Here is a 26565-nt window from a genome sequence, read left to right as displayed (position 1 = left end):
AACGTCCGACACCGCCGGTTGCTCCCGCCTGAACGGCGTCGTGCGAAAAGTCGCGCGTTGTTGCGTGGCAGTGCGCATCGGCTATGGCGGCGCGCATGATCCTGGTCGTCGACAATTACGACAGCTTCACCTGGAACCTGGTCCATTATCTGATGGAACTAGGCGCGGAGGTGAAGGTGGTCCGCAACGACGCGATGAGCGCCGCTGACGCGCTGGCGAGCGGTGCCGCCGCGTTCCTGATCTCGCCCGGCCCCTGCACCCCCGATTCTGCGGGGATCAGCCTCGATCTCGTCGCTGCCTGCGCCGATGCGGCAAAGCCGCTGCTCGGGGTCTGCCTCGGCCACCAGGCGATCGGCCAGCATTTCGGCGGACGGGTCGAGCGTGGCGGGCTGATGCACGGCAAGACGTCGCCGATCGTCCACGATGGCGAAGGGGTATTCGCCGGGCTCCCCTCCCCGTTCATGGCGACGCGCTATCATTCGCTCATCGTCAACGCCGTTCCCGCCGGCCTGATCGTCGATGCGCGGACCGACGACGGTATCGTGATGGGATTTCGCCACCCCACGCTCCCGATCCACGGCGTGCAGTTCCATCCCGAAAGCATCGCGACCGAACACGGCCACGCGCTGCTCGCCAATTTCCTCGGTATCGCCGGATTGCCGGTAATGGCGCGCGCGGCATGACGACACTGGCGCTGCTTCCGGATCCCGCCAGCCCGCTGTCGCGCGAAACCGCGCGCGCGGCGTTTGCGGACATCCTCGATGCGAAGACCAGCGAAGCCGCGATCGCCGATTTCCTGATCGCGCTCAGCGATCGCGGCGAGACCAGCATCGAAATCGCGGAGGCCGCGCGCGCGTTGCGCGAACGGCTGATCCCGATCGATGCGCCGCCCGGCGCGATCGACGTGTGCGGCACCGGTGGTGACGGCCACCATACCTTGAACGTCTCGACCGCGGTCGCACTCGTCGTCGCCGCGTGCGGGGTGCCGGTCGCCAAGCATGGCAACCGGGCCGCTTCGTCGAAGGCGGGCGCGGCCGACACGCTCGAAGCGCTCGGGCTCGACATGGATCGCGCCGGGGCGACCGCCGAAGGATCGCTCGCCGATCTCGGCATCGCGTTTCTGTTCGCCGCCAACCATCATCCGGTCATGAAGCGCATCACCCCGATCCGCCGCGCGATCGGGCGCCGGACGATCTTCAACCTGATGGGGCCGCTCGCCAACCCCGCGCATGTCACCCGCCAGCTCATCGGGATCGCGCGCCCCGACTATGCCGCGCCCTACGCCGCCGCGCTCGAACAGCTCGGCACCGAGGCCGCACTGGTGGTGTCGGGCGACGAAGGCCTCGACGAACTCTCCAGCGCAGGCCCCAGCGTCGCGGTTTCGGTCGGCCGAGTGTCGTTGCAGAACCACATCACGCCCGCCGACGCCGGGCTCGACAGCCATCCGCTCGCCGCAATCCGCGGTGGCGACCCCGCGTATAACGCCGCGGCGCTCCGGCGCCTGCTCGATGGCGAGCGCGGCGCGTATCGCGACGCCGTCCTGCTCAACGCCGCCGCGGCGCTGGTCGTCGCGGGCACGCACGACGCGCTCACGGCCGCCGCCGTCACCGCCGCCACTGCGCTCGACGACCACCGCGCCGCCCATCTGCTCGCCGCCTGGATCGCCTACTGATGAATATCCTGACCCGCATCATCCAGACCAAGCGCGCCGAAGTCGCCGCGCGAAAGGCGTCGACCAGCCTCGCCGATCTCGATCGCGCGATCGCGATGCAGTCGCCCCCGCGCGGCTTCAGGGCCGCGCTCGACGCCCGGCAGCGAACCGGGTCGGGCCACGCGCTGATTGCCGAGATCAAGAAGGCGAGCCCGTCCAAGGGCGTAATCCGCGAGGATTTCGATCCCCCCGCGCACGCCCGCGCCTATGAGGCGGGCGGCGCCGCGTGCCTGTCGATCCTGACCGACGAGCAATGGTTCCAGGGCAGCGATGCCTATCTCGAAGCCGCGCGCGCCGCGGTATCGCTGCCGGTGATCCGCAAGGATTTCATGATCGATCCCTGGCAGGTCCACGAATCGCGCAGCATCGGCGCCGACGCGATCCTGCTGATCGTCGCCGCGCTGGAGGATGCGCGGATGGCGGAGATCGAGGCCGCGGCGCTAGACTGCGGGATGGACGTGCTGGTCGAGGTCCATGACCAACACGAACTCGACCGCGCGCTGCGCCTGACATCGCGGCTGATCGGGGTGAACAACCGCGACCTGCGCGACTTCACGGTCGATTTTCAGCGCACCTACGAGCTGGTCGACAAGGCGCCCGCGGGCTGCACCTTCGTCGCCGAAAGCGGGCTGACCGCGCGTGCCGACCTCGACACGATGGCCGAACGCGGCATCCATTGCTTCCTGATCGGCGAGGCGTTGATGCGCGCGCGCGATATCGAGGCCGCGACCCGCGCGATGGTCGGATGACCGGGCTGACGCACCTCGACGCCAGTGGTGCAGCGCACATGGTCGACGTCGGCGGCAAGCCCGCGACGACGCGCCAGGCGGTCGCGACCGGCCATATCGCGATGAGCCCCGCCGCGCTCGCCGCGATCCGCGACGGCACCGCCAAGAAGGGCGACGTGATCGCGGTCGCGCGCGTTGCCGGGATCATGGCGGCCAAGCGGACCAGCGACCTCATCCCGCTCTGCCACCCGCTTCCCCTCACCCGCGTCGCGCTCGACCTCGACCTCGACGACCGCGGCGTCACCGCCACCGCGACCACCGCGACCGATGCCAAGACCGGGGTCGAGATGGAGGCACTGACCGCGGTCTCGGTCGCGCTGCTGACGATCTACGACATGGCCAAAGCACTCGACAAAACGATGGTCATCGAGACCATCCGCCTGATCGAAAAGACCGGCGGCAAGGCGGACTGGCGCGCGGACGACGCGGGATGATCACGCTGTATTTTGCACCGATGACGCGATCGATCAGGATCATGTGGCTGCTGGAGGAGATGGCGCTCCCCTACCGGCTCGAACCCCGCGCCTTCAACGCCGATGGCGAACGCGGCTTCGCGCAGGCGACCCCGAGCGGTAAATTCCCGGTCATCGTCGATGCCAATACCGTCGTGTCGGAATCGGGTGCAATCGTGCAGTATCTGGTCGAGCGATATGACGATGGCAAGTTCGCGCCACCGATCGGATCGCCGTTGCGGGGCCGCTATCTCCATTGGCTGCATTTCATCGAAGCGACGGTTGCGGCGCCGATTAACAGCTACGTCTGGCTCGCGGTCTATCGCTCGGACGCAGCGGCCAACGCGGATATCATTGGTCGATTTCGCGACGCGGCGCATCAGCATTTTGATCTGATCGAGACGGCGCTGATGCACGACGATTTCCTCGTCGGTGACAGCTTCTCCGCCGCCGACGTCATGATGGGCTTCACGCTGTGGAGCGCACGGATGCTCCGCCTGTTGACCGATGCCCATCCGCGCACATCGGCCTATCTCGATCGCCTGCTCGCGCGCCCCGGCTTTGCGAAGGCGATCGCCGAGAGCAAAAAGCTCGCCCATTCATGACGCTCATCCCCATCGACGAGGCGCAACGCCGCCTGTTCGCGCTCGCCAAGGCGCTCGGGACCGAGACGGTCGCAATCACCGCCGCCGCCGGGCGCTACGCCGCCGAACCGATCGTCGCGCGCCGGACCCAGCCAGCGGCGGACCTGTCGGCGATGGACGGTTATGCGATCCGCTTCGACGACCTGCCTGGACCATGGTGGCAAATCGGCGAAAGCGCGGCGGGTCGCCCTTTTGCGGGCGAGGTTGGCGCGGGCGAAACCGTCCGGATCTTCACCGGCGCGGCGATGCCCGCGGGTGCCGACACCGTCATGATCCAGGAAGAGGTCGCCGCCGACGGCGCCGCGATCGCGCTGGTCGGCGCCGGCCCCGCCACCCGCGGCCGCAACACCCGCCGCAAGGGGCTTGATTTCGCGACCGGGGTTACGCTGGTCGAGCCGGGGCAGCGGATCACGCCTGCACGGCTTGCGGTCGCGATCACCGGCGGCGCGATCGAGGCGGTCGTTCGCCGCAAGGTCCGCGTCGCGATCGTCTCGACCGGCGACGAACTCGTCGCGCCGGGTATGGTGACCGACGGTCTCTCGCTTCCGGAATCGAACAGCCCGATGCTCGGAGCCATGCTCGCCGATTTGCCGGTCGAGATCGTCCAGCTCGGAATTCTTCCGGACGACCTCGCGACGCTGACCGACGCCTTCCGCCGGGTCGACGCCGATCTCCTCGTCACCACCGGCGGCGCGTCGGTCGGCGACCACGATCTCGTCCGCCCTGCGCTCGAGGCGGCGGGCGGCAGCATCGATTTCTGGCGGATCGCGCTGCGTCCGGGCAAACCGATGATGGCGGGCAGGCTCGGCGACGCGATGATGCTCGGGCTGCCCGGGAATCCCGTGTCCGCCTTCGTCACCGCGCTGCTGTTCGTCCGCCCGCTCGTCGCGCACCTCGGCGGCGCGCGCGATCCGTTCCCGACGACGACGCATGCGATCCTCGGTGAAGACCTGCCCGCCAACAACGCGCGCACCGATTACCTCCGTGCCGAACTGCGCCCCGGACCCGCAGGGATCCGCGCCTATGCCTCGACGATCCAGGACAGCTCGATGCTCCGCACGCTGGCGCGATCGAATTGTCTGGTCATTCGCCCCGCCAACGCCCCCGCGGCGCGCGCGGGCGACGCCGCGGACATCCTCGTCATCGCTTGACGCCGCGCCAACTGTTCCCTAGAAGTTCCGCGTCTGTTCTGGACGGAGGAACGCCATGCTCACCCGCAAGCAGCACGAGCTCGTGTGCTTCATCAACGATCGGCTCGAAGAAACCGGTATCTCGCCGTCGTTCGAGGAAATGAAGGATGCGCTCGACCTGAAATCCAAATCGGGCGTCCACCGCCTGATTTCGGCGCTCGAGGAGCGCAACTTCATCCGCCGCCTGCCCAATCGCGCGCGCGCGCTCGAAGTCGTTCGGATGCCCGAACGGCCGGAGAAGAAGGGCAGCGTCAAGCCGAGCGCGCCGACCCCGAGCGCGCCGACCAATGTCCGCTCGATGCCGCAGCCCGCCAACGACGTCGTCGAAATCCCGCTCCACGGCCGGATCGCGGCGGGCGTGCCGATCGAGGCGTTCGAGGGTAGCAGTATGCTCGCGGTCCCCGCCGCGTTGCTCGGCTCGGGCGAACATTATGCGCTCGAAGTGTCGGGCGATTCGATGGTCGAGGCGGGTATTCTCGACGGTGACTATGCACTGATCCGCCGCACCGATGTCGCGCGCGATGGCGAGATCGTCGTCGCGCTGATCGAGGACAGCGAGGCGACGCTCAAATATTTCCGTCGCGAAGGCGCGATGATCCGGCTCGATCCCGCCAACCGCGCCTACGACCCGCAGCGCTATCCCCCCGACCATGTCCGCGTCCAGGGTAAGCTCTCGGGTATCCTGCGCCGCTACGATTGACCGACGGCGCGATCGTCGGCGGGTTCCGCCACGGATGCGCGTCGCCCGCCCGGCGGACCGTCGCGATGGCGCCGGTCGATAACGTCACCGCGACTCCCCCGGTGTTGGCAAGCGTGCGCCGATCGAGCTTGAGCCAGCGCGGTGCGCAACGTCGCGGCAACGCGCGTTCGCTGACCACGATATCGGCGCGCGCGCACGCCGCGATCAACGCATCGAAGGGAATCGGATACGCGCTCCGCGTCGCGAGGATGCGCAACTGCCGCCCGCCCCCAGTCCAGTCGATCACGCACGCGTCGCGGCTACAGCTGCTCCCCGCGACATCGTCGATCACCAGCGGTTCGCCGTCGAACCCCGCATTTTCGGCCAGGGTGCTCCGGGTATAGTCCCCCGCGCGCTCGCGCAGCAGCGCTAGTCCAACCGGCGTCTGGATCGCGACATTCCGCCCATCACCGGTCACGAGCAGGTCGGGCGCGGGGGTCAGCATCGCCCACCCCGCGCCGATCGCGAGCGGGACCACCCCCCAGCGCCGCCACCGCGTCCGCCACAGCGCGATCCACAGCCCGCCGACGACCATCGCCGCGAACGCGCCCGATGGCATCCCAGGCAGCATCGCCGCCGACCCCGGTGCCGCCGACACGACATGCGCGAGCCACAGCAGCGCGTGGAGCGCGTAGCCCCCCAGCCACCAGAACGGCGCGCCCAGACCCACGGTATCCGCCAGCAGTGCCAGCGCCTCGATCGGCATGATGACGAACGTCGTCAATGGGATCGCGACGATATTGACCACCGCGCCGTAGATCCCGGCCTTGTGGAAATGATAGACCGCGATCGGCATCAACGCCGCCTCGACGATCAGCCCGGTCAGCAGCAACGACGTGCCGGCGCGCAGCATCCGCCGCCGCCACCACTCCTCGCGCCGCTCGAACCAGCGCACCACGCGCGGATGTTCGTGCAACGCGACGATCGAGGTGATCGCCGCGAACGACAGCTGGAAACTCGGTCCCGCGATCGTTTCGGGCCACAGCAGCAGCACGATGGTCGCGCCGCACGCGACCAGCCGCAGCGTCATCGCCTCGCGTCCCATCGCGAGCGCCGTCAGCACGAGCAGCGCGGCGACGCACGACCGGATCGTCGGCACTTGGCTCCCCGTCAGCAGCGTGTAGCCCACCGCCGCCCCAGCCCCCGCCAGCGCCGCGATCAACGGCAACCGCGCCCGCAATGCCAGCCACGGGCTCAATGCCAGCACCCGCAGCACAAGCAGCATCGTCGCGCCGACGACCGCGGTGATGTGGAGCCCGCTCACCGACAGCAGATGCGCCAGCCCTGCACGGCGCATCGCGTTGGCGTCCTCTTCGGTGATCGCGCCCTCGTCCCCCGTCGCCAGGGCCGCCGCGACCCCGCCCGCGCTCCCCGGCAATCGCGCGGTGATATGCGCGGTCAGCGCCGATCGCAGGTCCGACCCGGCACGCGCAGCCGTCACGACCGTGACCGGCGCGAACCCGCGCCCGGTGGCGCCCAATCGCGCAAACCACGCAACCCGTTCGAAATCATACGCCCCCGGCACCGCGGGCGGTGGCGGCGGCATCAACCTCGCCTTCAGCGCGATCACCGCCCCGCGGCCCAGTCCGGCGGGCACATCCTTCTCCGCAAGATTGACGCGCACCCGCGGCGGCACGCCCGCGACGGCGGTCGCCAGCGTCACGCGAACCAGCCCCCGCGCCGACAACGTCTCCGCGCGCACCACTGTCCCGCGCAGCATCACCACCGCCGGATGCGCCAGCACCGGCGCCGCGATGCGTTCCGCGCGCCACCACAGCATCGCAAGGCCCACCAGCATTAGCGCCGCGCCGATTCCGATCACGCGCCCCGCGCGTCCGTGCAGCCCCGCCGCCAGCGCACCGAACGCGATCGCCGCGAGCATCAGCGCCGCGATGTCCCATTGCCGCGCGTCGCGGAGGATCAGCCACGCCGACACCCCCGCGCCCAGTGCGACCGGAATCCACAGCGGCAATTGATCGCGCTCCGCCTCCAGCCACCGCTCGACGCGATCGGCCAATCCGCGGACACGCGGCATTTGTCGCCGCCAAGGGCGCATGCTAGGGGGCGCGGCGGCTGTACTGGCCATCGATTCCGTAGCTTGGGAGCACCCGCGATTGGGCGCAACACCTGAAATGGTCGCGGACGACGTGTCCGGACCGACCTCCTCCGACGGCGCCCGCGTCGTTACCCGTTTCGCCCCGTCGCCGACGGGCTACCTCCATCTCGGCGGCGCGCGCACCGCGTTGTTCAACTGGCTGTTCGCGCGCCATCATGGCGGCACCTTCCTCCTCCGCATCGAGGATACCGACCGCGCGCGCTCGACCCAGCCCGCGATCGACGCGATCCTCGACGGCATGCGCTGGCTCGGGCTCGATTGGGACGGCGATGCGATCTTCCAGTTCGCGCGCGCCGACCGCCATGCCGCGGTTGCGCACGCGATGGTCGCGAGTGGCCACGCCTATCGCTGCTACATGACGCAGGACGAGATCGCCGCGCAGCGCGCCGCGGCGCAGGCGGCGAAGCAGCCGCTCCGCCTCCGCAGCCCGTGGCGCGACGCCGATCCCGCCACCGCCCCCGCCGATCAGCCGTTCGTGCTCCGCCTGAAGGCCCCGCGCGATGGCGCGACGGCCATCGACGACCTGGTCCAGGGGATCGTCACGGTCCAGAACGCCGAACTCGACGACATGGTCCTGCTGCGCTCCGACGGCACGCCGACCTATATGCTCGCGGTCGTCGTCGACGATCACGACATGGGCGTAACGCATGTCATCCGCGGCGACGACCACCTCAACAACGCATTCCGCCAGCTCCCGATCTATCGCGCGATGAACGCGGTCGAAGGCGGCTGGCCCGATCCGATCTACGCGCACATCCCGCTGATCCACGGCACCGACGGCGCGAAGATGTCGAAGCGCCACGGCGCGGTCGGGGTCGAGGCGTATCGCGACGAACTCGGCATATTGCCCGAAGCGTTCGGCAATTATCTGCTCCGTCTGGGGTGGGGCCATGGCGACGACGAGATCATCAGCCGCGCCCAGGCAACCGAATGGTTCGACCTCGCCGCGGTCGGCAAGAGCCCGTCGCGGTTCGACCTCAAGAAACTCGAACACCTCAACGGCCATTACATCCGCGAAGCCGACGATGATCGGCTCGCGGCGCTGGTCGCGGCGATCGGCGGCTATGGCAGCGATTCAATCCCATTGCTGCGCCGTGCCATGCCGTCGTTAAAGGCCCGGGCCGCCAATCTGAACGAGCTGGCGACCAACGCCGCCTTCCTGTTCGCGACCCGCCCCCTTGCCATCGACCCCGCCGCCGCCGATCTATTGGCAGGAGAGGCGCCGTCGATCCTGGCCGGTGTCCACGCTGCGCTTGACGCAGTGCACCACTGGGATACGGAGGCTTTGGAAACTGCGGTACGGCAGGTGGCGGAAGACCGCGGCGTCAAGCTCGGCCAGGTCGCCCAGCCGCTCCGCGCCGCACTCACCGGGCGCAAGACCTCGCCCGGCATTTTCGACGTCCTCGTAGTCTTAGGCCGCGAGGAAAGCCTCGGTCGGATCAACGACCAGATGGCAGCCTGACAGGAAGGACCAACATGACGGACTCAGCCAGCATCTCACTCCACGACAAGGATGGGAGCTATCCGATCATGACGGGCTCGGTCGGCCCGGACGTCGTCGATATCCGCAAATTCTACGCAAACACCGGCGCCTTTACTTACGACCCCGGCTTCACCTCGACCGCGAGTTGCCAGTCGAAACTGACCTATATCGACGGCGACGAAGGCGTCTTGCTCCATCGCGGCTATGCGATCGGCGAACTGGCGGAGAAATCGAGCTTCATGGAGGTCGCGCACCTTCTCCTCAACGGTGAATTGCCGACCAAGGAGGAACTCGACACCTTCACCTGGACGATCACCCGCCACACGATGGTCCACGAACAGCTTGCGACCTTCTTCCGCGGCTTCCGGCGCGATGCGCATCCGATGGCGATCATGTGCGGCGTCGTCGGCGCGCTGTCGGCCTTCTATCACGATTCGACCGACATCCACGATCCGCAGCAGCGCACGATCGCGTCGCACCGGCTGATCGCGAAGATGCCGACGCTCGCCGCGATGGCGTTCAAGTACAGCCTGGGCCAGCCGTTCCTCTATCCCGACAACTCGCTGTCCTACACCGGCAACTTCCTGCGAATGACCTTCGGCGTTCCCGCCGAGCCCTATGAGGTCAACCCGATCGTCGAGCAGGCGATGGACCGGATCTTCATCCTCCACGCCGATCACGAACAGAACGCCTCGACCTCGACCGTCCGTCTCGCGGGTTCGTCGGGCGCGAACCCGTTCGCGTGCATCGCGGCGGGGATCGCGTGCCTATGGGGGCCAGCGCACGGCGGCGCCAACGAGGCCGCGCTCAACATGCTGCGCGAGATCGGAACGCCCGATCGCATCCCCGAATTCATCGCGCGCGCCAAGGACAAGAACGATCCGTTCCGCCTGATGGGTTTCGGCCACCGCGTCTACAAGAACTACGATCCGCGCGCGACGGTGATGCAGCAGACCGTCCGCGAGGTCTTGAGCGCGCTCAACGTCAAGGATCCCGTGTTCGACGTCGCGCTCCAGCTCGAGGAGATGGCGCTCAACGATCCGTATTTCGTCGAGAAGAAGCTGTTTCCCAACGTCGATTTCTATTCGGGCGTCATCCTGTCGGCGATCGGCTTCCCGACTTCGATGTTCACCGTCCTCTTCGCGCTCGCCCGCACCGTCGGCTGGGTCGCGCAATGGAACGAGATGATCACCGATCCCGACCAGAAGATCGGGCGTCCGCGCCAGCTCTACAACGGCCCGACCCAGCGCCCCTACGTGCCAGTCGGCGAGCGCTGATGCGGCGCCCGCTCCGGTCGATCCTGCTCGTCGTCGGCGTCCTTGTGACGCTGATGGGGTTGCTCTGGATCGGGCAGGGGCTGGGCTATATCCACTGGCCCGCGTCGAGCTTCATGCTCGATCAGCGGCCGTGGGCGGATCGTGGCGCGGCCCTGGCGGTGTTAGGGCTGGTGCTGATCCTGATCGCGCGCCGGGTCCGCCGGTAGCGTCAGCGTGAACCGTGCGCCCTCGTCAGGGGCGCTCTCCACGACCAGATCCCCCGCCATCGCACTCGCCAGCCGCCGCGCGATGTAGAGGCCAAGGCCATTGCCGCCCGGCTCGCTCGGATCGATCCGTTCGAATTTCTCGAAAATCCGCGCCTGGTCCTCGACCGCGATCCCCTTCCCCTGGTCGCTGACCGTCGCGAAGGCCTGGCCGTGGGCGACCCCCGCCGCGATCATCACGACCGACCCGGCGGGCGAATAGCGGATCGCATTGCCGATCAAATTGACCAGAATCTGTAGTACCCGGCGGAAATCGCCGTGCGCGGGCACGCGCATGTCCTCGAGTGGCTTCGCGATCGCCACCTCGGCGTTGCCCGCGCGCACCGCCAGCAATCCCGCGGCGCGGCGCGCGATATCGGCGAGGTCGATCGGCTCGACGTCCAGACTGAATCCGTCGCGCTCGATCCCCTGCAGATCGACGAGATCGTCGACCAGCCCGAGCAGGTGTCGGCCCGCGTTCGCGATATCCGCGGCATACCCCGTATAGCCGTCGCCGACCGGGCCATCGGGCGCGGCGTTGATCGTGTCGGCGTTGGCGATGATCCGCGCGAGCGGCGCGCGCAGCGCCTTGTCGAGTCCCTGGGTGAACGCCGCGGTCGGCGCATCGCCTGGCGCACGCGCGGCTGGCTCAGTATCCGCAGTTTGGGCACCACCGACCATCCCGGCGAACGCGCCCCCCGCATCCTGCCGCACGATCGCATCGACGATGACGTGGCGATCGGTGCCGCGCACCACCGCGCGTTGTTCCTCGAACGGGCGTTGCCGCGCGATCGCATCGAGGATCGGCATCATCTCATCCGAAAAGGCGAACAGTGCGGTCAGCGGCTGGCCGAGCAACGCGATCGCATCGATCCCCCAGCGGCGGGCCGCATCGATCGACACGAACGTCAGCCGCAACGCGGCATCGACGTCCCAGCGCAGCTCGGCATCGATCGGCGCGCCGACCGTCGAGGCGGTCGGCGAAGCGGCGGGCCGCACCTCGCGCCAGCCGCTGATCGCGAGCCGGGTCTCGTCGCCCTCGGGCTGCGCCCGGACCCACAGTTCGAGGTCCGATTCGCCATCCGCCACCGTCACCCGGCGCGACACCAGAATATCCAGCCGCCGCGCGAGTCGCACGATCGTCGCCAGCGGCGGCACCGCCAGCGGCGCACCGATCGTGCCCCCCGCCGCGTCGTTGAGCGCCTCGATCGCGGGGTCCGCGGCGATCAGCCGACCGGTCGCATCGATCAGCGCATGCGACACCGGGATTTCGGGCAAGCCGTCGGGTTTCATCGCATTCCCCGCCGGGTCAGCGCGTCGATCGCCAGCCTCAAGTCGTGATGCAACGTCAGCGGCGCCAGCGCCGACCGCGCCACCTCGACCGGAATCGCCGCGATTGCGTCGATCTCATCGGCGAACCGGTCGAGATCGCGGCGCGGATCGGCCTCGGCGAGCGACAGTCCGATCCGCGCCACCGTTGGCCGATCGAGATCGAGCGCACGCAGCGCCAGCCACAGCCGATCGCCCTCGGGCTCCAGCACGATCGCGCGTGCGCTGTCGTAATCCAGGTCGAGCGCGCGCCCCATGCACGCGATGAACAAGATCAGCCGCCGGTCGCGCAGCGCCTCGATCAACAGTGGCGCCAGCTCGTCGGCGCGCGGGTCGATCGCGAGCGCAAGCCTCATCGCGATCGCCTCGGCACGATCGCCCTCGTCGTGCGCGGCAAGGCTGCGCTGGGCCGCCTCGACGATCGCGCGGTCGGTCGATCCGTCCTCGCCGTTCGTGGTGACGCTGGCCTCGCGGATCGTCGCCGCGATCCACCAGATCAATCGGTGGTGAAGTTCCGCGGGCAGATCGCTTGGCAGGATCGCATCATCGGATGTCGTCCGCCGCCGCGTTTCCGCGCTGAGCAGCGCGCGCGCGGCGGCTGCCACGACTCCGTCGCCGCTGTCCGCCAAGCGCACGAGCACGCTCGGCGCATCGGGTTCGACCGCATCGATCGGCAGCGCGCCCGCGACGATGTCGCCGCGCACCCGCGCAATCAGTTCGTCCATCAACGCGCGATCGCGTAGCAAGCCTGCGCGCGACAACCGCTCGACGACATCGTCATGCCCGCGCAACAGCGCCTCCGCGCGATCGGTCGATTTGCGCCCCGCCAGGACGCGCGCAGCATCGCGACGGATATCGGTCTCGATGCCGTGCACGATCCCGCCGAGCAGCCGCCCGACCAGAATCCGAGTCCGTTCGTCGAGCCGCGCGTCGCCGGCCAAAAAGAAATCGTCGATCGATCCGGTCAGCCGCGAATCGGCGCGCGCCGACGCACCGCGCGCGGCGGCTAGACGGGCATCGATCCCGTTGCCTGCAGGGTCTGGTTCGACCGACATCGTCCGTCCCTACCGCTCGCCTCGTTAAAACGCTGCTAAGCTTGCCGCCGCAGTAACTCGATTTCTCCCGCCAGCGTCGCGGTCGCCACTAGCGCCGCCAGCGCCAGCCCGGCAACGGGGGAGCCGACCAGCGCGCCGATTGCCGCGACCGCCAGGCAGCAGGCGGGATTCGCGCCCCACCAAGGTCGCTCGATCGCGGTCGCCGCACGCTCGGCGAGCGCACTCGCGGTCACCGTGGCCACCGCCACGATCTGGGGACCACCATTGGCCTGGGCAAGCATCATCGCGTGCCCATCGACCAGGATCGCCAACATCGGCAGCGCCAACGCCGCCGCCTCCAGCGCCCCCTCCTGCGCGCGCTCGTCGCGCAACATTGCAAGCCGCGCGGTCAACGCAAAGACGATCGCGCCGATCAACGCCGTCACCGTTCCCAGCGCGGGCTTGCCCCACCATAGTGCAATCAGTCCGCCCAGCCCCAGCGCCACCCCGCCCAGCCCGATCATCACCACCGGAATCGCGCGCCGCACCGCCACCGGCACCAGCACCCGCGCGAGCGGCGCGATCACCAGCCGGTCGAACCAGGTCGATCCGGCCGACAGCGCATCGCGCAACACGCTGCGGCCGCGCTCGGCAATGATCGCGCCACCGTGATCGATGCCATGCCCGCGCGTGAGCGCCCCCGCAGGCAGTTCGACGTGCGTCGCGCGTGCCTGCGACGCGAGCCGAACCAGCGTCGATTCCATGTCGTAATCGCGCGGCAACGCGGCCAGTTCGGCGATCCGCCGGGGATCGAGCCGCGCGATGCCGGCCCACGCCATGCCGCCACCGACGCGTTCGAACGCGCCGTCGCGCTCGTCTTCGCCGACGACGAGCAACGCATCGCCCCCTTCGTGCGCCATCGCGGCGACGACATCGGGGGTGGTCGTCAGGCCATCTGCCAGCATCAACACTCGCGCGAGTGGATGGAATTTCTCGGCCGCTTCCGCCGCCGATCGCACCGTGTCGACGGTCACGTCACGTCGACCGATCCGGTTGATCGCGCCCAGCAGTTCGGGGGTCAGTCGCGCGACCATCACGACGATCTGCGAGGCCCCTGCCCCGATCAACAGCCTCGCCTGATATTCGATCAGCGTCACGCCACCGAACGGCAGGGTGGCGGTGAGCATCTGCGATCGATCGGCCGCGTCGTGGGTGGCGATAATGAGGCCGGCAAGCATGTCCGGCTGTTAGGGCGTGCAACCCCGGATGCAAACCCCGCCCGCGATCCCGTAAGGGGTCAGAGTCGCGCGATCGACCGGGTCAGCTTGCTGAGGATATCGGTATCGAACGGCCGCGTCTCCGCATCGCTCGCCAGCGCCATCAGCCGGATCGCACCGAAACTCGCGGACAATCCCTTCAGCCGCAGCGCCGCGTCGCGCCACGCCACGGCGTCTTCGGCGGTGCCCAGCGCCGCGAGCGAGCGCTCGACACTCTCGACGAACGCCATCCGCAGCTCCGCGATCAGCCCGGGCTCGTCGCCCACCGCGGCTGCCAGAGTCGCATCGATTGCACCGGGATCATAGGCCATCGCGTCGGTCTAATCGGCGGCTGGTTAAGCAATCATTGCGTTATCGCTTTGTGACTCGCCCAAACGTGGTAAATATCGGCGATGAACGGGGGTTCCATGATCGTAGATATCCGCGCGGAAACAGAGCCGCAGGCGCCAAGCGACACCGATGGTGCGATCGACCAGGGCGATTCGGGATTCGACCTCACCACCGTCGCCGAGCACGAAGAAGAGCCCGCGGCGGGGTCGTATCGCTCGCTGGGCGCGGTCGCGGTCGTCGCGGGCGTGGCATGGATCGCCGCGATGCTGTGGTTCGCGCGCGATTCGCTTGCCACGCTCGGCCCCGTCGCGCTCGCGCAGTTCGTCGCGGCGCTGGCGACGATCCCGGCGCTGCTCGGCATCGTCTGGCTGCTCGCGATGCGAACGAGTCGGCGCGAGGCGCGGCGCTTCGGCAACACCGCACGCGCGATGCACGCCGAGGCCGCGAGCCTCGAACGCACCGTTTCCGCCATCGCCGCCACGCTCGAAGCGAATCGGCGCGCGCTCGCGGAGCAGATCACGACGCTGATGGCGATGGGCGACGGTGCCAATGAGCGGCTGTCCTCGATCGGCCGCCATCTCGCGCTCGAAATCGGCCAGGCCGATTCGCACGCCGCCGCGCTGCGTGACGCCGCGGGCGGCGCACAGCAGAGCCTCGAGATTCTCCTCGCCTCGCTCCCGCGCGCGCAGGCCGAAACCAGCGCAATCGCGGATCGGCTGGAAGCCACCGGGCTCTCGGCGAGCGAGCACGCCGCCGCGCTCGATGCGCAACTCGCCGCGCTCGCCGAACGCGGCCGCGAAGCCGATGGCGTCGCGGGCGGTGCGGCGCAGCGCCTCGCCGCGCATATTGCGCGGATGGAGGCGACCAGCGAGACCGCGGGCGCCCGGCTCGAAACGGTCACTGGCGACATGTCGACCGCGGTCGATGCGCTGCTCGGGCGCACCGCCGACGCGGTCGACCAGGCCCGTCAGGGGATCGCGGCGCAGGGCGAAGCGGTGCTCGCGATGGTCGGTGCCAACCAGGCCGCACTCGATCACGCCGCGCGCGACAGCGCCGAGGCGTTGGCCGAACGGATCGCCACGGTCGAATCGGTGATCGACCGCGTCACCCAGCGCCTCGAAGGCCAGCGCGCCGCGACCGACGATCTGCTTGCAGGGCTCGATTCGGGGATCGGTCGCGTCGAACTGCGGATCGACGCGCTCCACGAACAGGGTGTTGGCAAATCCCAGCACCTGGCCGCTTCGATCAGCGCGCTCGGCGGATCGGCGGACGCGATGACCGAAGCGCTGAAGGCGGGCGAAGCGATGGCCACGCGCACGATCGGCACCACCGAAACCCTGCTCATCGCACTCGATTCCGCGGCGCGCGAAATCGACGAAACGCTCCCCGACGCGCTCAGCCGGCTCGACACGAAGGTCGCGGCGAGCAAGGCGGTCGTCGTCCAGGCGAAACCCGAACTGCTCGCGCTCGTCACCGCCGCCGAAAGCACCCACGATGCGATCGAGGCGATCGCGGGCGTCATCGCCGAACAGCGGCGGACGCTCGATCACCTGTCGAAAACGCTGCTCGATACGCTGACCGAAGGGCGCGAAAAGGCGGACGAACTCGGCGCGATGGTCGACGGCACGATCGGCAAGACCCACGCCTTCGCCGAAGAAGCCGCGCCGCGGCTGATCGACGCGCTACTCCGGGTCCGCGATACCGCCGCGGTCGCCGCCGACAAGGCGCGCGAAACGCTCGCGACGGTCATCCCCGAAGCCGCCGATGCGCTGGGTGCCGCGAGCGCCGACGCGATGCGCCGCGCGACGAGCGACACCGTCGAGCGCCAGGTCGCCGCGATCGGCGATGCCACCGCGACCGCGGTCGATGCCGCGACCCGCGCGACCGAACTGCTCGCCGATCAGGTCCGCGAAATCGCGGACCAGACCGCGATTCTCGAAACCCGGTTCGAGGATGCCCGCGCCGAACGCGAGGACCATGACCGCGACACCTTCTCGCGGCGCGTTTCGCTGCTGATCGAATCGCTCAATTCGGCCTCGATCGACATCGCCAAGACCTTCGCTCCCGACGTGTCCGACAGCGCATGGGCGGCCTATCTCAAGGGCGATCGCGGCGTGTTCACCCGCCGCGCGGTCCGTATCCTGGAGCCCGGCGACGCCCGCGACATCGCGCGGCTCTACGACGACGACGCGTCGTTCCGCGAAAGCGTCAACCGTTACATCCACGATTTCGAGGCGATGCTCCGCGCGGTGCTCGCGCAGCGCGACGGTTCGCCGCTCGGGATCACCCTCTTGTCGTCGGATATGGGCAAGCTCTACGTCGCGCTCGCCCAGGCGATCCAGCGGCTGCGCTAGGTCGTGCCGACCGCCCGCTGGGCATAGCCGTTGAACGCGTCGGTGGTGAGCCACCCAAACTCATAGTTCGCAAGGAATAGCAGGAACACCAGCGTCGCGACGATCGTGACGCGCACCGCGATCCTGCCGAGGTGCAGTTCGTGGGGGGCACTCTCGGCCTGACCCGGGATCAGGTCGCCCCCCATTTCCCGCGTCGTGCGCACCCCGAACGGCAGGACGAGGAAGACCGAAAACGCCCAGATCAGGGCGTAGATCGCGATCATCGACGTCAGCTTCATCGCCGATCAGCCCTGGATCAGCAGCACGTCGACGATCGGCTTCTTGCCGGTCCAGCGGGTGGTGATCTTGCGCACCGCCAAGCGGATATCCTCGCGCCGCCGCTCGACGTCGCGATTGCCGCTCTTCACCGCCGCTCCCGCCGCCGCGATCACATCGCTGACGAAATCGGCGCGATCTTCCTCGACCGGGATGCCCTGGATGCGAACCTGCGGCGTGCCGATGATGCGCCCGCCCTTGTCGAGCGCGATCGCGACCGAAATCTGGCCGTTGAGCGCCAGCTTGCGGCGCTCGTTCATCGTGCCGCCATCGGCGGGGAGGATCACGTCGCCATCGAGCACCAGCCGCCCGACGGTGGCGTTGCCGATCTTCGCCACCTTGGGCAGCAGGCGCAAGATATCGCCGTCGGACTGGACGATCGTTTCGGGGATGCCCTCGGCAAGCCCGAACCGCGCATGTTCCATCATGTGGCGCATCTCGCCATGGACGGGCACGAGCACGTCGGGCCTGATCCAGTCGTACATCTTGGCGAGCTCGGGCCGTCCGGGATGGCCCGAGACATGGACGTGCGCCTGGCGTTCGGTCACCATCTCGACGCCGCGTCCCGCGAGCGTGTTCTGGATCCGCCCGATCGCGACCTCGTTGCCGGGAATCTGCTTCGACGAGAAAATGACGGTGTCGCCGCTCTCGAGCTTGATCGGATGCGATCCTTCCGCCACCCGCGCCAGCGCAGCGCGCGGTTCGCCCTGCCCGCCGGTTGCGACGATCAGCACCGTGTTACGCGGCAGCCGCATCGCGGTGTCGGGATCGACCGTCTCGGGGAAATCGAGCAGATAGCCGGTCGCCTGCGCCACCTTCAGGATCCGGTCGAGCGACCGCCCGGTCACGCACAGCTTGCGCCCGGTCTCCTTGGCAACCTGCCCCAGCGTATGCAGCCGCCCCGCGTTCGACGCGAAGGTGGTGACGAGCACGCGGCCCTTCGCCTTCGCCACGGTCTCGGTCAGCCCAACCCGGACGCTCGCTTCGGAGCCCGATGCCTCCTGGTTGAAGACGTTGGTCGAATCGCACACCAGCACGTCGATGCCTTCATCGCCGATCGCTGCGAGCGCTTCGGGGCTGGTCGGCTTGCCGATGACCGGGGTCGCGTCGAGCTTCCAGTCGCCGGTGTGAAACACCCGCCCCGCGGGGGTGTCGATGATCAGCGCATTGGGTTCGGGGATCGAATGCGACAGTTCGACGAAGGTGAGGCCGAACGGCCCGACCTTGAATGCCTTGCCGGTCTCGACGATTTTGAGCGAGACGCGGTTCGCGATCCCTTCCTCGTCGAGCTTGCCGCGGATCAGCCCCGCGGTGAAGCGCGTGGCGTAGAGCGGCACGCCCAGATCCTCCGCGAGGTACGGCAGCGCGCCGATATGATCTTCATGCCCGTGCGTCAGCACGATACCGACGAGGTCGGCGGCGCGCTCTTCGATGAACGCGAGGTCGGGCAGGATCACGTCGATGCCCGGATAGGCGGCGTCGGCGAAGGTGATGCCGCAATCGACCATCAGCCATTTGCCGTTCGCGCCATAGAGATTGACGTTCATGCCGATCTCTCCCGAGCCACCGAGGGCACAGAAGAGCAATTCGTTATTCTTGGGGGTCATTCGATACTTTCAGGAATGTCGTGGACGCCCGCAGGCCAGGTCGGCGCGAGCGCGTCACGGGGTGATATGGGCATTGTCGACCATGATCGCCAGCCCCTGGATGGTCAGGTCTGGTTCGATCACGTCGAACACGTTGGTATGTCGTTCGAAAAGAGTGGCCAATCCGCCCGTCGCGATCACCTTGACGGGCCGCGCGACCTCGGTTTTCAACCGCGCAACCAGTCCCTCGATCATCGCGATATAGCCCCAATACACCCCGATCGACATCTGGTCGACCGTATTGCGCCCGATCACGCCGGGAATCGCGGGCGCCTCGATCGCGATGCGGGGCAGCTTCGCCGCGGCGGTGACCAGCGCATCGAGCGACAAGTTGATCCCCGGCGCGATGATCCCGCCCTTGTACGCGCCCGAATAATCGCTGACGTCGAACGTCGTCGCGGTCCCGAAATCGATCACGATCAAATCGCCGTCGTGGAGTGCGTGCGCCGCGATCGTGTTGATCGCGCGATCCGCGCCGAGCGAGGCGGGTTCGTCGACGTCGATCGCGATCCCCCATTCCAGCGGCGCGCGCCCGGCGATCATCGCCTCGGTCTTGAAATATTTGGAGCTGAGCACCTGGAGGTTGTGCATCGCGCGCGGCACGACGGTCGCGATCACGACGCGATCGACATCGCTGCGGTCGAACCCTTCGAGCGACAGTAGCTGGCTCAGCCACACCGCATATTCGTCCGCGGTTCGGCGCGGATCGGTTGCGATCCGCCAGCGCGCCTTGATCTCGCGCCCCGCCACCAGCGCGAAGACGACATTGGTATTCCCGGCATCGATCGCGAGCAGCATGGGGTTCCTTACAGCAGGAAGACGTCGGCGGCGTGAATGACACGCCGGGTCGCGTCCGCCAAGCGCAGGATCAGCGCGCCGTCCGAATCGAGCCCATCGAACAGCCCGTCGATCGCGGTGCCATCGGGCAGGCGCACGGTCAGCGCGGTGCCGATCGGGTGCGCGAGGTCGAGCCAGCGCTGGCGCACCGGCGCGAGCACTTCGCTGCGCCAGCGCGACAGCCAGCGCGCGACGCTGTCGGCGAGCGTGTCGATAAAGTTCTCGGGTGCCACGACCACGCCGTGCGCCGCCAGGCTGGTGGTCGGGCGCTCAGCCAAATCGGGGTGATGCGCCAGGTTCACGCCGATCCCGATCACCACCGCATCATCGGCGCGTTCGAGCAGGATGCCCGACAGCTTTGCGCCGTCGATCAGCAGGTCGTTAGGCCATTTGAGCCGTGGTGACGGTCGGCGCGTATAAACCGATACCGCCTCCGCCAACGCTACCGCCGCGACCAGCGCCAGCGTCGCGGCCGGCGGATCGGTCGGCCTCAGCCTGACCAGATTAGTCGCATAGCAGTTGCCGATCGGCGACTCCCACGCACGGCCCTGCCGCCCCCGCCCCAGCGTCTGGCGCTCCGCCCGCAACCACAGCCCTTCCGCGACACCGCTGCGCGCGAGTTCGAGCATGTCGGCGTTGGTCGACCCCGTCTCCGCGACGGTGCGGATCGTGCTCAGAGCAGCGACCGCGCCGCGCCCAGCGTTGCAACGCCCAGCGGCGCGAGCAGCAGCCAGCCGACCGGCGATACGAACACCGCGGCCGCCGCGATCAGCCCGCCCTCGACGATCCCCGCCTCGCCGCCATAGGCAGGGGCCGGGTCATCGAAATACATCACCTTGATGACGCGCAGATAATAATACGCCCCGATCACCGAAGCGACGAAGCCCGCCACCGCGAGCGGGAACAGCCCCGCATCGACCGCTGCCGAGAACACCGCGAGCTTCGCGTTGAACCCCAGCAGCGGCGGAATCCCCGCCAGGCTGAACATGAACATCGCCATCGCGAGCGCCAGCAGCGGCTTGGTCCGCGACAACCCGGCCATGCTCGCGATCGTCTCGACCGGTTCACCCGCCTCATCGCGCATCTGGAGCACGACGAGGAAGCTGCCGAGCGTCATCACGATATACACGGTGAGGTAGAACAGCACCGATGCGACACCCTCGCGTGTCCCCGCCGCCAGACCGACCAGCGCGAAACCGATGTTGTTGATCGACGAATAGGCGAGCAGCCGCTTGACGTTGGTCTGCCCGATCGCCGCGACCGCGCCGAGAATGATCGAGGCCAGGCTGGCGAAGATCACGATCTGGCGCCACTGGTCGGTCGCCGGCCCCATCGCATCGACCGCGACCCGGACGCTCAGCGCCATCGCCGCGACCTTGGGGGCGGAGGCGAAGAATGCGGTGACCGGCGTCGGCGCGCCTTCGTACACGTCGGGCGTCCACATGTGGAACGGCACCGCGCTGATCTTGAACGCGAGACCCGCGAACACGAACACGAGGCCGACCATCAGTCCGATCGACCGCGATCCCGCATAGGCGTCGGCGATGCCCGAAAACAGCGTCGTCCCGCTGAACCCATAGACGAGGCTGATCCCGTAGAGCAGGATCCCGCTCGCGAGCGCGCCGAGCACGAAATATTTGAGTCCCGCCTCCGCCGAGCGCGCATCGCGCCGCATGAAGCTCGCGAGCACATACGCCGCAAGGCTCTGCAGCTCGAGCCCGACGTACAGCGTCAGCATGTCGCTCGCCGACACCATCATCCCCATCCCGCATGCGCTGAGCAGGATCAGGACGGGATATTCGGGGCGCAGATCGTCGCCGCTGGTCCGTTCGAAGAACGACGGTGCCATCATGATCGCGACCGCCGCGGCGGCATAGATCAGCACCTTCGCGAACGCCGCGAAGCCGTCGGCGCGATACAGCCCGCCGAACGCCTCGCCCCCGCTCGACGCCGGCCCGATCAGCGCGATCCCCGCGCCCACCAGCACCGCGACCGATGCCCAGGACACCGCCTTGGTCGAGGCGCTCCCGCCCCAGGCCGCAACGAGCATCAACGCGATCGCGCCGAGCCCGAGCACGATCTCGGGCAGGGTCATCGCAAGATTGGCAGCATAGGACATCAGTGAGCGCCCTCATGCGCTGCGGTAATGGCGGCGGGCTTCCCCGCGGTCGGTCGGGAATCGCTGATCGGTGTCGCGCGGTCGATCCGCGCGAGCAGCACGCCGACATCCTTGCGCATCGGCGCGATGAAGCTTTCGGGATACACCCCCATCCACAACACCACCGCCGCGATCGGCGCGAGCAGCCACAGTTCGCGCGTCGAGACGTCCGGCATCGCGGCGACATCGTCGCTCTTGATCTCGCCGAACACGACCCGGCGATACAGATACAGCATATACGCCGCACCCAGGATGATCCCGGTCGTGCACAGCAGCGCGATCCCGGTCGACAGCTGGTATGTGCCCATCAACGACAGGAATTCGCCGACGAACCCGCTCGTCCCCGGCAACCCGATCGACGCCATCGTGAACAGCAGGAAAAACAGCGCATAGCGCGGCATGTTGATTGCCAGCCCGCCATAACGGCTGATCTCGCGGGTATGCAGCCGGTCGTAGATCACGCCGACGCACAGGAACAACGCGCCCGACACCAGCCCGTGGCTGAGCATCACGAGCATCGCACCCTCGATCCCCTGCCGGTTGAACGCGAACAGCCCGATCGTCACGATCGCCATGTGCGCGACGGACGAATAGGCGATCAGCTTCTTCATGTCGTTCTGCACCAGCGCGACGAGGCTGGTATAGATCACCGCCACCGCCGACAGCGCAAAGATCAGCCACGTCAGCTGCGCCGATGCTTCCGGGAACATCGGGAGCGAAAACCGCAGGAAGCCGTAACCGCCCAGCTTCAGCAGCACGCCTGCCAGAATCACCGATCCCGCGGTCGGCGCCTGGACGTGCGCGTCGGGCAGCCAGGTATGGACCGGCCACATCGGCATCTTGACCGCGAATGAGGCGAAGAACGCGAGCCACAGCCAGGTCTGGACCCCGCTGGGGAAATCGTAGTTCATCAGCGCGGGAATGCTCGTCGTCCCCGCAGTGTGCGCCATGTAGAGCATCGCGACGAACATCAGCACCGAGCCGAGCAGCGTGTAGAGGAAGAATTTGTAGCTCGCGTAAATCCGGTTCGCGCCGCCCCAGACCCCGATGATCAAGTACATCGGGATCAGCCCGGCCTCGAAGAAGATATAGAACAGGAACAGATCCTGCGCCGCGAAGGTGCCGATCATGAGCACTTCGGTGAACAGGAACGCCGCCATATATTCGGGGACGCGGGTCGTGATCGCCTGCCAGCTCGCGCCGATGCAGATCGGCATCAGGAACACGCTGAGCATGATCAGCAACAGCGCGAAGCCGTCGATGCCGAGATCCCAGCCGAACCGACCGACGTTGATCCCGTGCTCGACGAACTGCCATTGCGCGCCGCCGATGTCGTAATTCGCCCACAGCATGACCCCGAGTGCGAGGTCGACCAGCGTTGCGACCAGCGCCACCCGCCGCGCATTCTCCGCGCTCAGCAGCAGGCACGCGATCGCCGCGATCGCCGGAACGGCGAGCATGATGGAGAGGATCGGGAAGCCGCTCATCGCGCTATCGCCCTTTTGCCGTTCGTGCTGAGCTTGTCGAAGCACGGGTCCCGAAAGCTCCCTTCGACAGGCTCAGGGCGAACGGCGGCTGAGTTGGCATTGTTTGAGAACCCGCTCACTTCGCGATCACGCAGGTAACGGCCGCGGTAAGCCCGATCAGCATGACGAACGCATAGGTATAGACATATCCGGACTGGAGGCGCCCCGCGACGCGCGCACCGCGCACGACGATCCAGGCCGATCCGTTCGGCCCGAACCGATCGATCGTCTTTTCGTCACCGCGATGCCACAGGAACCGCCCGATCGCGAAGGCGGGGCGCACGAACAACAGATCGTACAGTTCGTCGAAATACCATTTGTGCGCGAGGAAGCGATAGATGACGCGGAACTGGTCGGCCACCGCCGCGGGGAAATCGGCATTGCGGATATACGCATACCATGCGGTGCCCAGCCCGATCAGCATCGCCACCGTCGCCGACAGCTTCACCCAGGTCGGGATGCCATGCATCGCGTGCATTAGCTGCTCGCGATACGCGATCGCCCCCTTCCAATATTCCTCGCCCGACGCGGGCTCGATGAAGAAGCTGTGGAACACATACCCCGCCGCGACCGCACCGATCGACAGGATGATCAACGGGATCAGGATCGACCACGGGCTCTCATGCGGGTGATAGCCGCCGGTGCCGTGGGGCAGTTCCTCGTGATGCGCACCATCGGCATGCGGATGCTCGCCCGCATCCTCGGCCTCGGGCGAATTGCCGTGCGCCTCTTCGGGATGATGCTCGTCGCCGTGATGCCCGTGCGCGTCATGCAGCGCATGCTGGATATGCTCGCTCGCGGCCCAGCGCGGCGCGCCCCAAAAGGTCAGGAACATCAGCCGCCACGAATAGAAACTGGTGATCAGCGCGACGAGCACGCCGACGAACCACACGCCCGGATTGCCCGACGCCCAGCCCGCCTCGATGATCGCATCTTTCGAATGGAATCCGGCGAACCCGATCGCGGGCAGCCCGAACACGCCGGGTAGGCCTACCCCGGTGATCGCCAGCGTCCCCGCCATCATCCCCCAAAAGGTGACCGGGATCTGCTTACGCAAGCCGCCATAATAGCGCATATCCTGTTCGTGGTGCATCGCATGGATCACCGATCCCGCGCCCAGGAACAGCAGCGCCTTGAAGAAGGCGTGGGTGAACAGGTGGAACATCGCTGCGCCGTATGCGCCGACGCCTGCCGCGAAGAACATGTAGCCGAGCTGCGAACACGTCGAATAGGCGATGACGCGCTTGATGTCGGTCTGCACCATCGCGATCGTCGCCGCGAACAGGCACGTCGCCGCGCCGATGAAGGTGACGAAGTGCAGCGCGGTCGGGCTGGTCTCGAACATCGGCGACAGGCGGCACACCATGAATACGCCCGCGGTGACCATCGTCGCGGCGTGGATCAGCGCCGATACCGGGGTCGGTCCCTCCATCGCGTCGGGCAGCCAGGTGTGGAGGCCCAACTGCGCCGACTTGCCCATCGCGCCGACGAACAGCAACAGGCACAGCACCGTCATCGTGTCGAAGCGGTAGCCGAGGAATCCGATCGTCGATCCGGCCATGCCCGGCGCCGCGGCGAGAATTTCCGGGATCGAGACGGTGTGAAACACCAGATACGTCCCGAAGATCCCGAGCATGAAGCCAAGGTCGCCGACGCGGTTGACGACGAATGCCTTGATCGCGGCCGCGTTAGCGCTTGGCTTCCTGAACCAGAACCCGATCAGCAGATAGCTGGCGAGGCCCACGCCTTCCCAGCCGAAAAACATCTGGACGAGGTTGTTCGCGGTGACGAGCATCAGCATCGCGAAGGTGAAAAGCGACAGATACGCGAAGAACCGCGGCTGATCGGGGTCCTCCTCCATATAGCCCCAGCTATACAGGTGGACGAGCGCCGACACGGTCGTGATCACCACCAGCATCACCGCGGTCAGCGCATCGACGCGCAGCGCCCAGGCGACGTCCATCGTCCCCGACTGGATGAAGTGAAGCACCGGGGTCACCCCGGCGGTCGTCGTGCCCATCAGATAGCCGATGAAGATCGGCCAGCTCAGCGCGCAACTGGCGAACAGCGCGCCGGTCGTCACCAGCTTGGCGGGAACCGCGCCGATCGACTTGTTGCCAAGGCCCGCGATGATCGCGGCCAGCAGCGGGAGGAACACGATGAAGAGGATCACGGTCAGCCCTTCATCCGATTGACGTCGTCGACCGCGATCGTCCCGCGGCTCCGGAAATAGATGACCAGGATCGCCAACCCGATCGCCGCCTCGCCCGCCGCGACGGTGAGGACGAACATCGCGAATACCTGCCCGACCAGATCGTGGAGATAGGCCGAAAACGCGACGAGGTTGAGGTTCACCGCGAGCAGGATCAGCTCGATCGCCATCAGGATGACGATCAGATTCTTGCGGTTGAGGAAAATGCCGAGCACCCCCATCGTGAACAGGATCGCCGCGACGACGAGATAATGGGTAAGACCGATCACAATTCCACCCCCTCGCCCACCGGCGGCTGGACGTTGCGCGTCGCGTCCTGCGGACGGCGTGCGTTCTGGCGGCTGATATTCTGCGGACGAACGCCGCTGCGCTGGCGGTGGGTCAGCACGATCGCGCCGATCATTGCGACCAGCAGCACCAGCCCGGCACCTTCGAACACGAACAGGTAGCGCGTGTAGAGCAGGTCGCCGATCGCCTGGATGTTGGGCACCGCGCTGTCGATCGGCGCCGCGCGCCGCGAAATCTTGACCCCGCCGGCTTCCCACGCGCCGATCCCGATCAGTATTTCGGCCGCCAACGCCACCGCGAGCGCCAGCCCGACCGCGAAATAGCGCGCGACGCCCGCGCGCATTTCCGCGACATCGATATCGAGCATCATCACCACGAACAGGAACAGTACCGCGACCGCACCGACATAGACGATGACGAGCAGCATCGCGATGAACTCGGCGCCGACGAGCACCATCAGTCCCGCCGCGTTGAAGAACGCCAGGATCAGCCACATCACCGAATGGACCGGGTTGCGCGACGAAATCGTCATCGCGCCCGATCCGACCACGACGATCGCGAACAGGTAAAAGGCGATGGCCTGAATCACAGCGCCATACCTCCCCGGCCCGGGGAGG

The 26565-nt window shown here is 67.6% G+C and carries 24 protein-coding genes and 1 pseudogene; 11 read left to right on the top strand and 14 right to left on the bottom strand.

What is annotated here, in order from left to right; genetic code table 11:
• The first annotated feature begins 95 nt into the window (after positions 1-95).
• The 7 genes from EAH84_RS07950 to lexA are packed head-to-tail and all read left to right on the top strand — an operon-like array spanning position 96 to position 5485.
• The gene (locus tag EAH84_RS07950) at positions 96-683 is read left to right on the top strand and encodes an anthranilate synthase component II (RefSeq protein WP_140870332.1); all 588 of its coding nucleotides are present in this window, start codon (positions 96-98) and stop codon (positions 681-683) included.
• Positions 680-1672, top strand: a complete 993-nt coding sequence (gene trpD, locus EAH84_RS07945; protein WP_140870329.1) for an anthranilate phosphoribosyltransferase — start codon at positions 680-682, stop codon at positions 1670-1672. Before EAH84_RS07950 ends, trpD begins: the two co-directional genes overlap by 4 nt.
• A complete protein-coding gene (gene trpC, locus EAH84_RS07940; RefSeq protein WP_140870327.1) occupies positions 1672-2460 on the top strand; it encodes an indole-3-glycerol phosphate synthase TrpC in 789 nt (262 codons plus the stop codon). Before trpD ends, trpC begins: the two co-directional genes overlap by 1 nt.
• Complete coding sequence (gene moaC / locus EAH84_RS07935; RefSeq protein ID WP_140870324.1) at positions 2457-2933, top strand: cyclic pyranopterin monophosphate synthase MoaC; 477 nt, start codon at positions 2457-2459, stop codon at positions 2931-2933. Before trpC ends, moaC begins: the two co-directional genes overlap by 4 nt.
• Positions 2930-3556 carry a glutathione S-transferase family protein gene (locus EAH84_RS07930; RefSeq protein ID WP_140870321.1) on the top strand — a complete coding sequence of 209 codons (627 nt, stop codon included), beginning with the start codon at positions 2930-2932 and terminating at the stop codon, positions 3554-3556. Before moaC ends, EAH84_RS07930 begins: the two co-directional genes overlap by 4 nt.
• Positions 3553-4746: a molybdopterin molybdotransferase MoeA gene (locus EAH84_RS07925; RefSeq protein WP_140870318.1), complete on the top strand. Its 1194-nt coding sequence runs from the start codon at positions 3553-3555 to the stop codon at positions 4744-4746. Before EAH84_RS07930 ends, EAH84_RS07925 begins: the two co-directional genes overlap by 4 nt.
• A gap of 55 nt (positions 4747-4801) precedes the next feature.
• Positions 4802-5485 carry a transcriptional repressor LexA gene (lexA, locus tag EAH84_RS07920; protein WP_140870315.1) on the top strand — a complete coding sequence of 228 codons (684 nt, stop codon included), beginning with the start codon at positions 4802-4804 and terminating at the stop codon, positions 5483-5485.
• Between the two features lie 4 nt (positions 5486-5489).
• Here lexA and EAH84_RS07915 read toward each other — a convergent pair.
• A pseudogene (locus tag EAH84_RS07915) lies at positions 5490-7559 on the bottom strand (ComEC/Rec2 family competence protein); the annotation flags it as partial.
• Between the two features lie 97 nt (positions 7560-7656).
• On the opposite strand from EAH84_RS07915, the gene gltX reads away from it, so the two are divergent.
• The 3 genes from gltX to EAH84_RS07900 are packed head-to-tail and all read left to right on the top strand — an operon-like array spanning position 7657 to position 10606.
• On the top strand, positions 7657-9102 hold the full coding sequence (gene gltX, locus EAH84_RS07910; protein ID WP_140870701.1) for a glutamate--tRNA ligase: 1446 nt from the start codon (positions 7657-7659) through the stop codon (positions 9100-9102).
• Between the two features lie 14 nt (positions 9103-9116).
• Positions 9117-10400, top strand: coding sequence for a citrate synthase (locus EAH84_RS07905; protein WP_140870312.1), 1284 nt, complete (start codon positions 9117-9119; stop codon positions 10398-10400).
• A complete protein-coding gene (locus EAH84_RS07900) occupies positions 10400-10606 on the top strand; it encodes a hypothetical protein (protein WP_140870309.1) in 207 nt (68 codons plus the stop codon). Before EAH84_RS07905 ends, EAH84_RS07900 begins: the two co-directional genes overlap by 1 nt.
• Here EAH84_RS07900 and EAH84_RS07895 read toward each other — a convergent pair.
• The 4 genes from EAH84_RS07895 to EAH84_RS07880 form a co-directional block, all read right to left on the bottom strand.
• Complete coding sequence (locus EAH84_RS07895) at positions 10562-11935, bottom strand: sensor histidine kinase (protein ID WP_140870306.1); 1374 nt, start codon at positions 11933-11935, stop codon at positions 10562-10564. The genes EAH84_RS07900 and EAH84_RS07895 overlap by 45 nt on opposite strands.
• The gene (locus EAH84_RS07890) at positions 11932-13026 is read right to left on the bottom strand and encodes a DUF2336 domain-containing protein (protein WP_140870303.1); all 1095 of its coding nucleotides are present in this window, start codon (positions 13024-13026) and stop codon (positions 11932-11934) included. The genes EAH84_RS07895 and EAH84_RS07890 overlap by 4 nt, the downstream gene beginning before the upstream one ends.
• Before the next feature lie 35 nt (positions 13027-13061).
• A complete protein-coding gene (locus EAH84_RS07885; RefSeq protein WP_241656506.1) occupies positions 13062-14192 on the bottom strand; it encodes a hypothetical protein in 1131 nt (376 codons plus the stop codon).
• A gap of 110 nt (positions 14193-14302) precedes the next feature.
• Positions 14303-14593 (bottom strand): Hpt domain-containing protein, encoded by a 291-nt coding sequence (locus tag EAH84_RS07880; protein ID WP_140870299.1) that lies wholly within the window; start codon positions 14591-14593, stop codon positions 14303-14305.
• 96 nt (positions 14594-14689) lie between these two features.
• Between EAH84_RS07880 and EAH84_RS07875 the strand changes: the two genes are divergently transcribed.
• Positions 14690-16966 (top strand): hypothetical protein, encoded by a 2277-nt coding sequence (locus EAH84_RS07875; RefSeq protein WP_241656505.1) that lies wholly within the window; start codon positions 14690-14692, stop codon positions 16964-16966.
• Here the strand turns inward: EAH84_RS07875 and EAH84_RS07870 are convergent.
• The 9 genes from EAH84_RS07870 to EAH84_RS07830 all read right to left on the bottom strand — a co-directional run bounded on the left by EAH84_RS07870 (position 16963) and on the right by EAH84_RS07830 (position 26537).
• Positions 16963-17244 carry a DUF1467 family protein gene (locus EAH84_RS07870; RefSeq protein WP_140870294.1) on the bottom strand — a complete coding sequence of 94 codons (282 nt, stop codon included), beginning with the start codon at positions 17242-17244 and terminating at the stop codon, positions 16963-16965. The genes EAH84_RS07875 and EAH84_RS07870 overlap by 4 nt on opposite strands.
• Positions 17245-17250: 6 nt before the next feature.
• Positions 17251-18888 (bottom strand): ribonuclease J, encoded by a 1638-nt coding sequence (locus EAH84_RS07865; RefSeq protein WP_140870291.1) that lies wholly within the window; start codon positions 18886-18888, stop codon positions 17251-17253.
• Between the two features lie 54 nt (positions 18889-18942).
• Complete coding sequence (locus tag EAH84_RS07860) at positions 18943-19725, bottom strand: type III pantothenate kinase (protein ID WP_140870288.1); 783 nt, start codon at positions 19723-19725, stop codon at positions 18943-18945.
• Positions 19726-19733: 8 nt separating this feature from the next.
• Positions 19734-20432: a biotin--[acetyl-CoA-carboxylase] ligase gene (locus tag EAH84_RS07855; RefSeq protein WP_140870285.1), complete on the bottom strand. Its 699-nt coding sequence runs from the start codon at positions 20430-20432 to the stop codon at positions 19734-19736.
• 5 nt (positions 20433-20437) lie between these two features.
• Positions 20438-21883, bottom strand: coding sequence for an NADH-quinone oxidoreductase subunit NuoN (gene nuoN / locus EAH84_RS07850; protein ID WP_140870282.1), 1446 nt, complete (start codon positions 21881-21883; stop codon positions 20438-20440).
• On the bottom strand, positions 21883-23409 hold the full coding sequence (locus EAH84_RS07845) for an NADH-quinone oxidoreductase subunit M (RefSeq protein WP_140870280.1): 1527 nt from the start codon (positions 23407-23409) through the stop codon (positions 21883-21885). The genes nuoN and EAH84_RS07845 overlap by 1 nt, the downstream gene beginning before the upstream one ends.
• 115 nt (positions 23410-23524) lie before the next feature.
• The gene (gene nuoL / locus EAH84_RS07840) at positions 23525-25627 is read right to left on the bottom strand and encodes an NADH-quinone oxidoreductase subunit L (RefSeq protein ID WP_140870277.1); all 2103 of its coding nucleotides are present in this window, start codon (positions 25625-25627) and stop codon (positions 23525-23527) included.
• On the bottom strand, positions 25624-25929 hold the full coding sequence (gene nuoK / locus EAH84_RS07835) for an NADH-quinone oxidoreductase subunit NuoK (RefSeq protein ID WP_140870274.1): 306 nt from the start codon (positions 25927-25929) through the stop codon (positions 25624-25626). The genes nuoL and nuoK overlap by 4 nt, the downstream gene beginning before the upstream one ends.
• Positions 25926-26537 (bottom strand): NADH-quinone oxidoreductase subunit J, encoded by a 612-nt coding sequence (locus EAH84_RS07830; protein WP_140870271.1) that lies wholly within the window; start codon positions 26535-26537, stop codon positions 25926-25928. Before EAH84_RS07830 ends, nuoK begins: the two co-directional genes overlap by 4 nt.
• Positions 26538-26565: the final 28 nt, after the last annotated feature.

Source organism: Sphingomonas oligophenolica, from assembly GCF_006438955.1.
In the GTDB taxonomy this organism is placed as follows: Bacteria; Pseudomonadota; Alphaproteobacteria; order Sphingomonadales; family Sphingomonadaceae; genus Sphingomonas; species Sphingomonas oligophenolica_A.
Note: the sequence above shows the minus strand (reverse complement) of the source record. Positions and strands in the feature narration are given on the sequence as shown.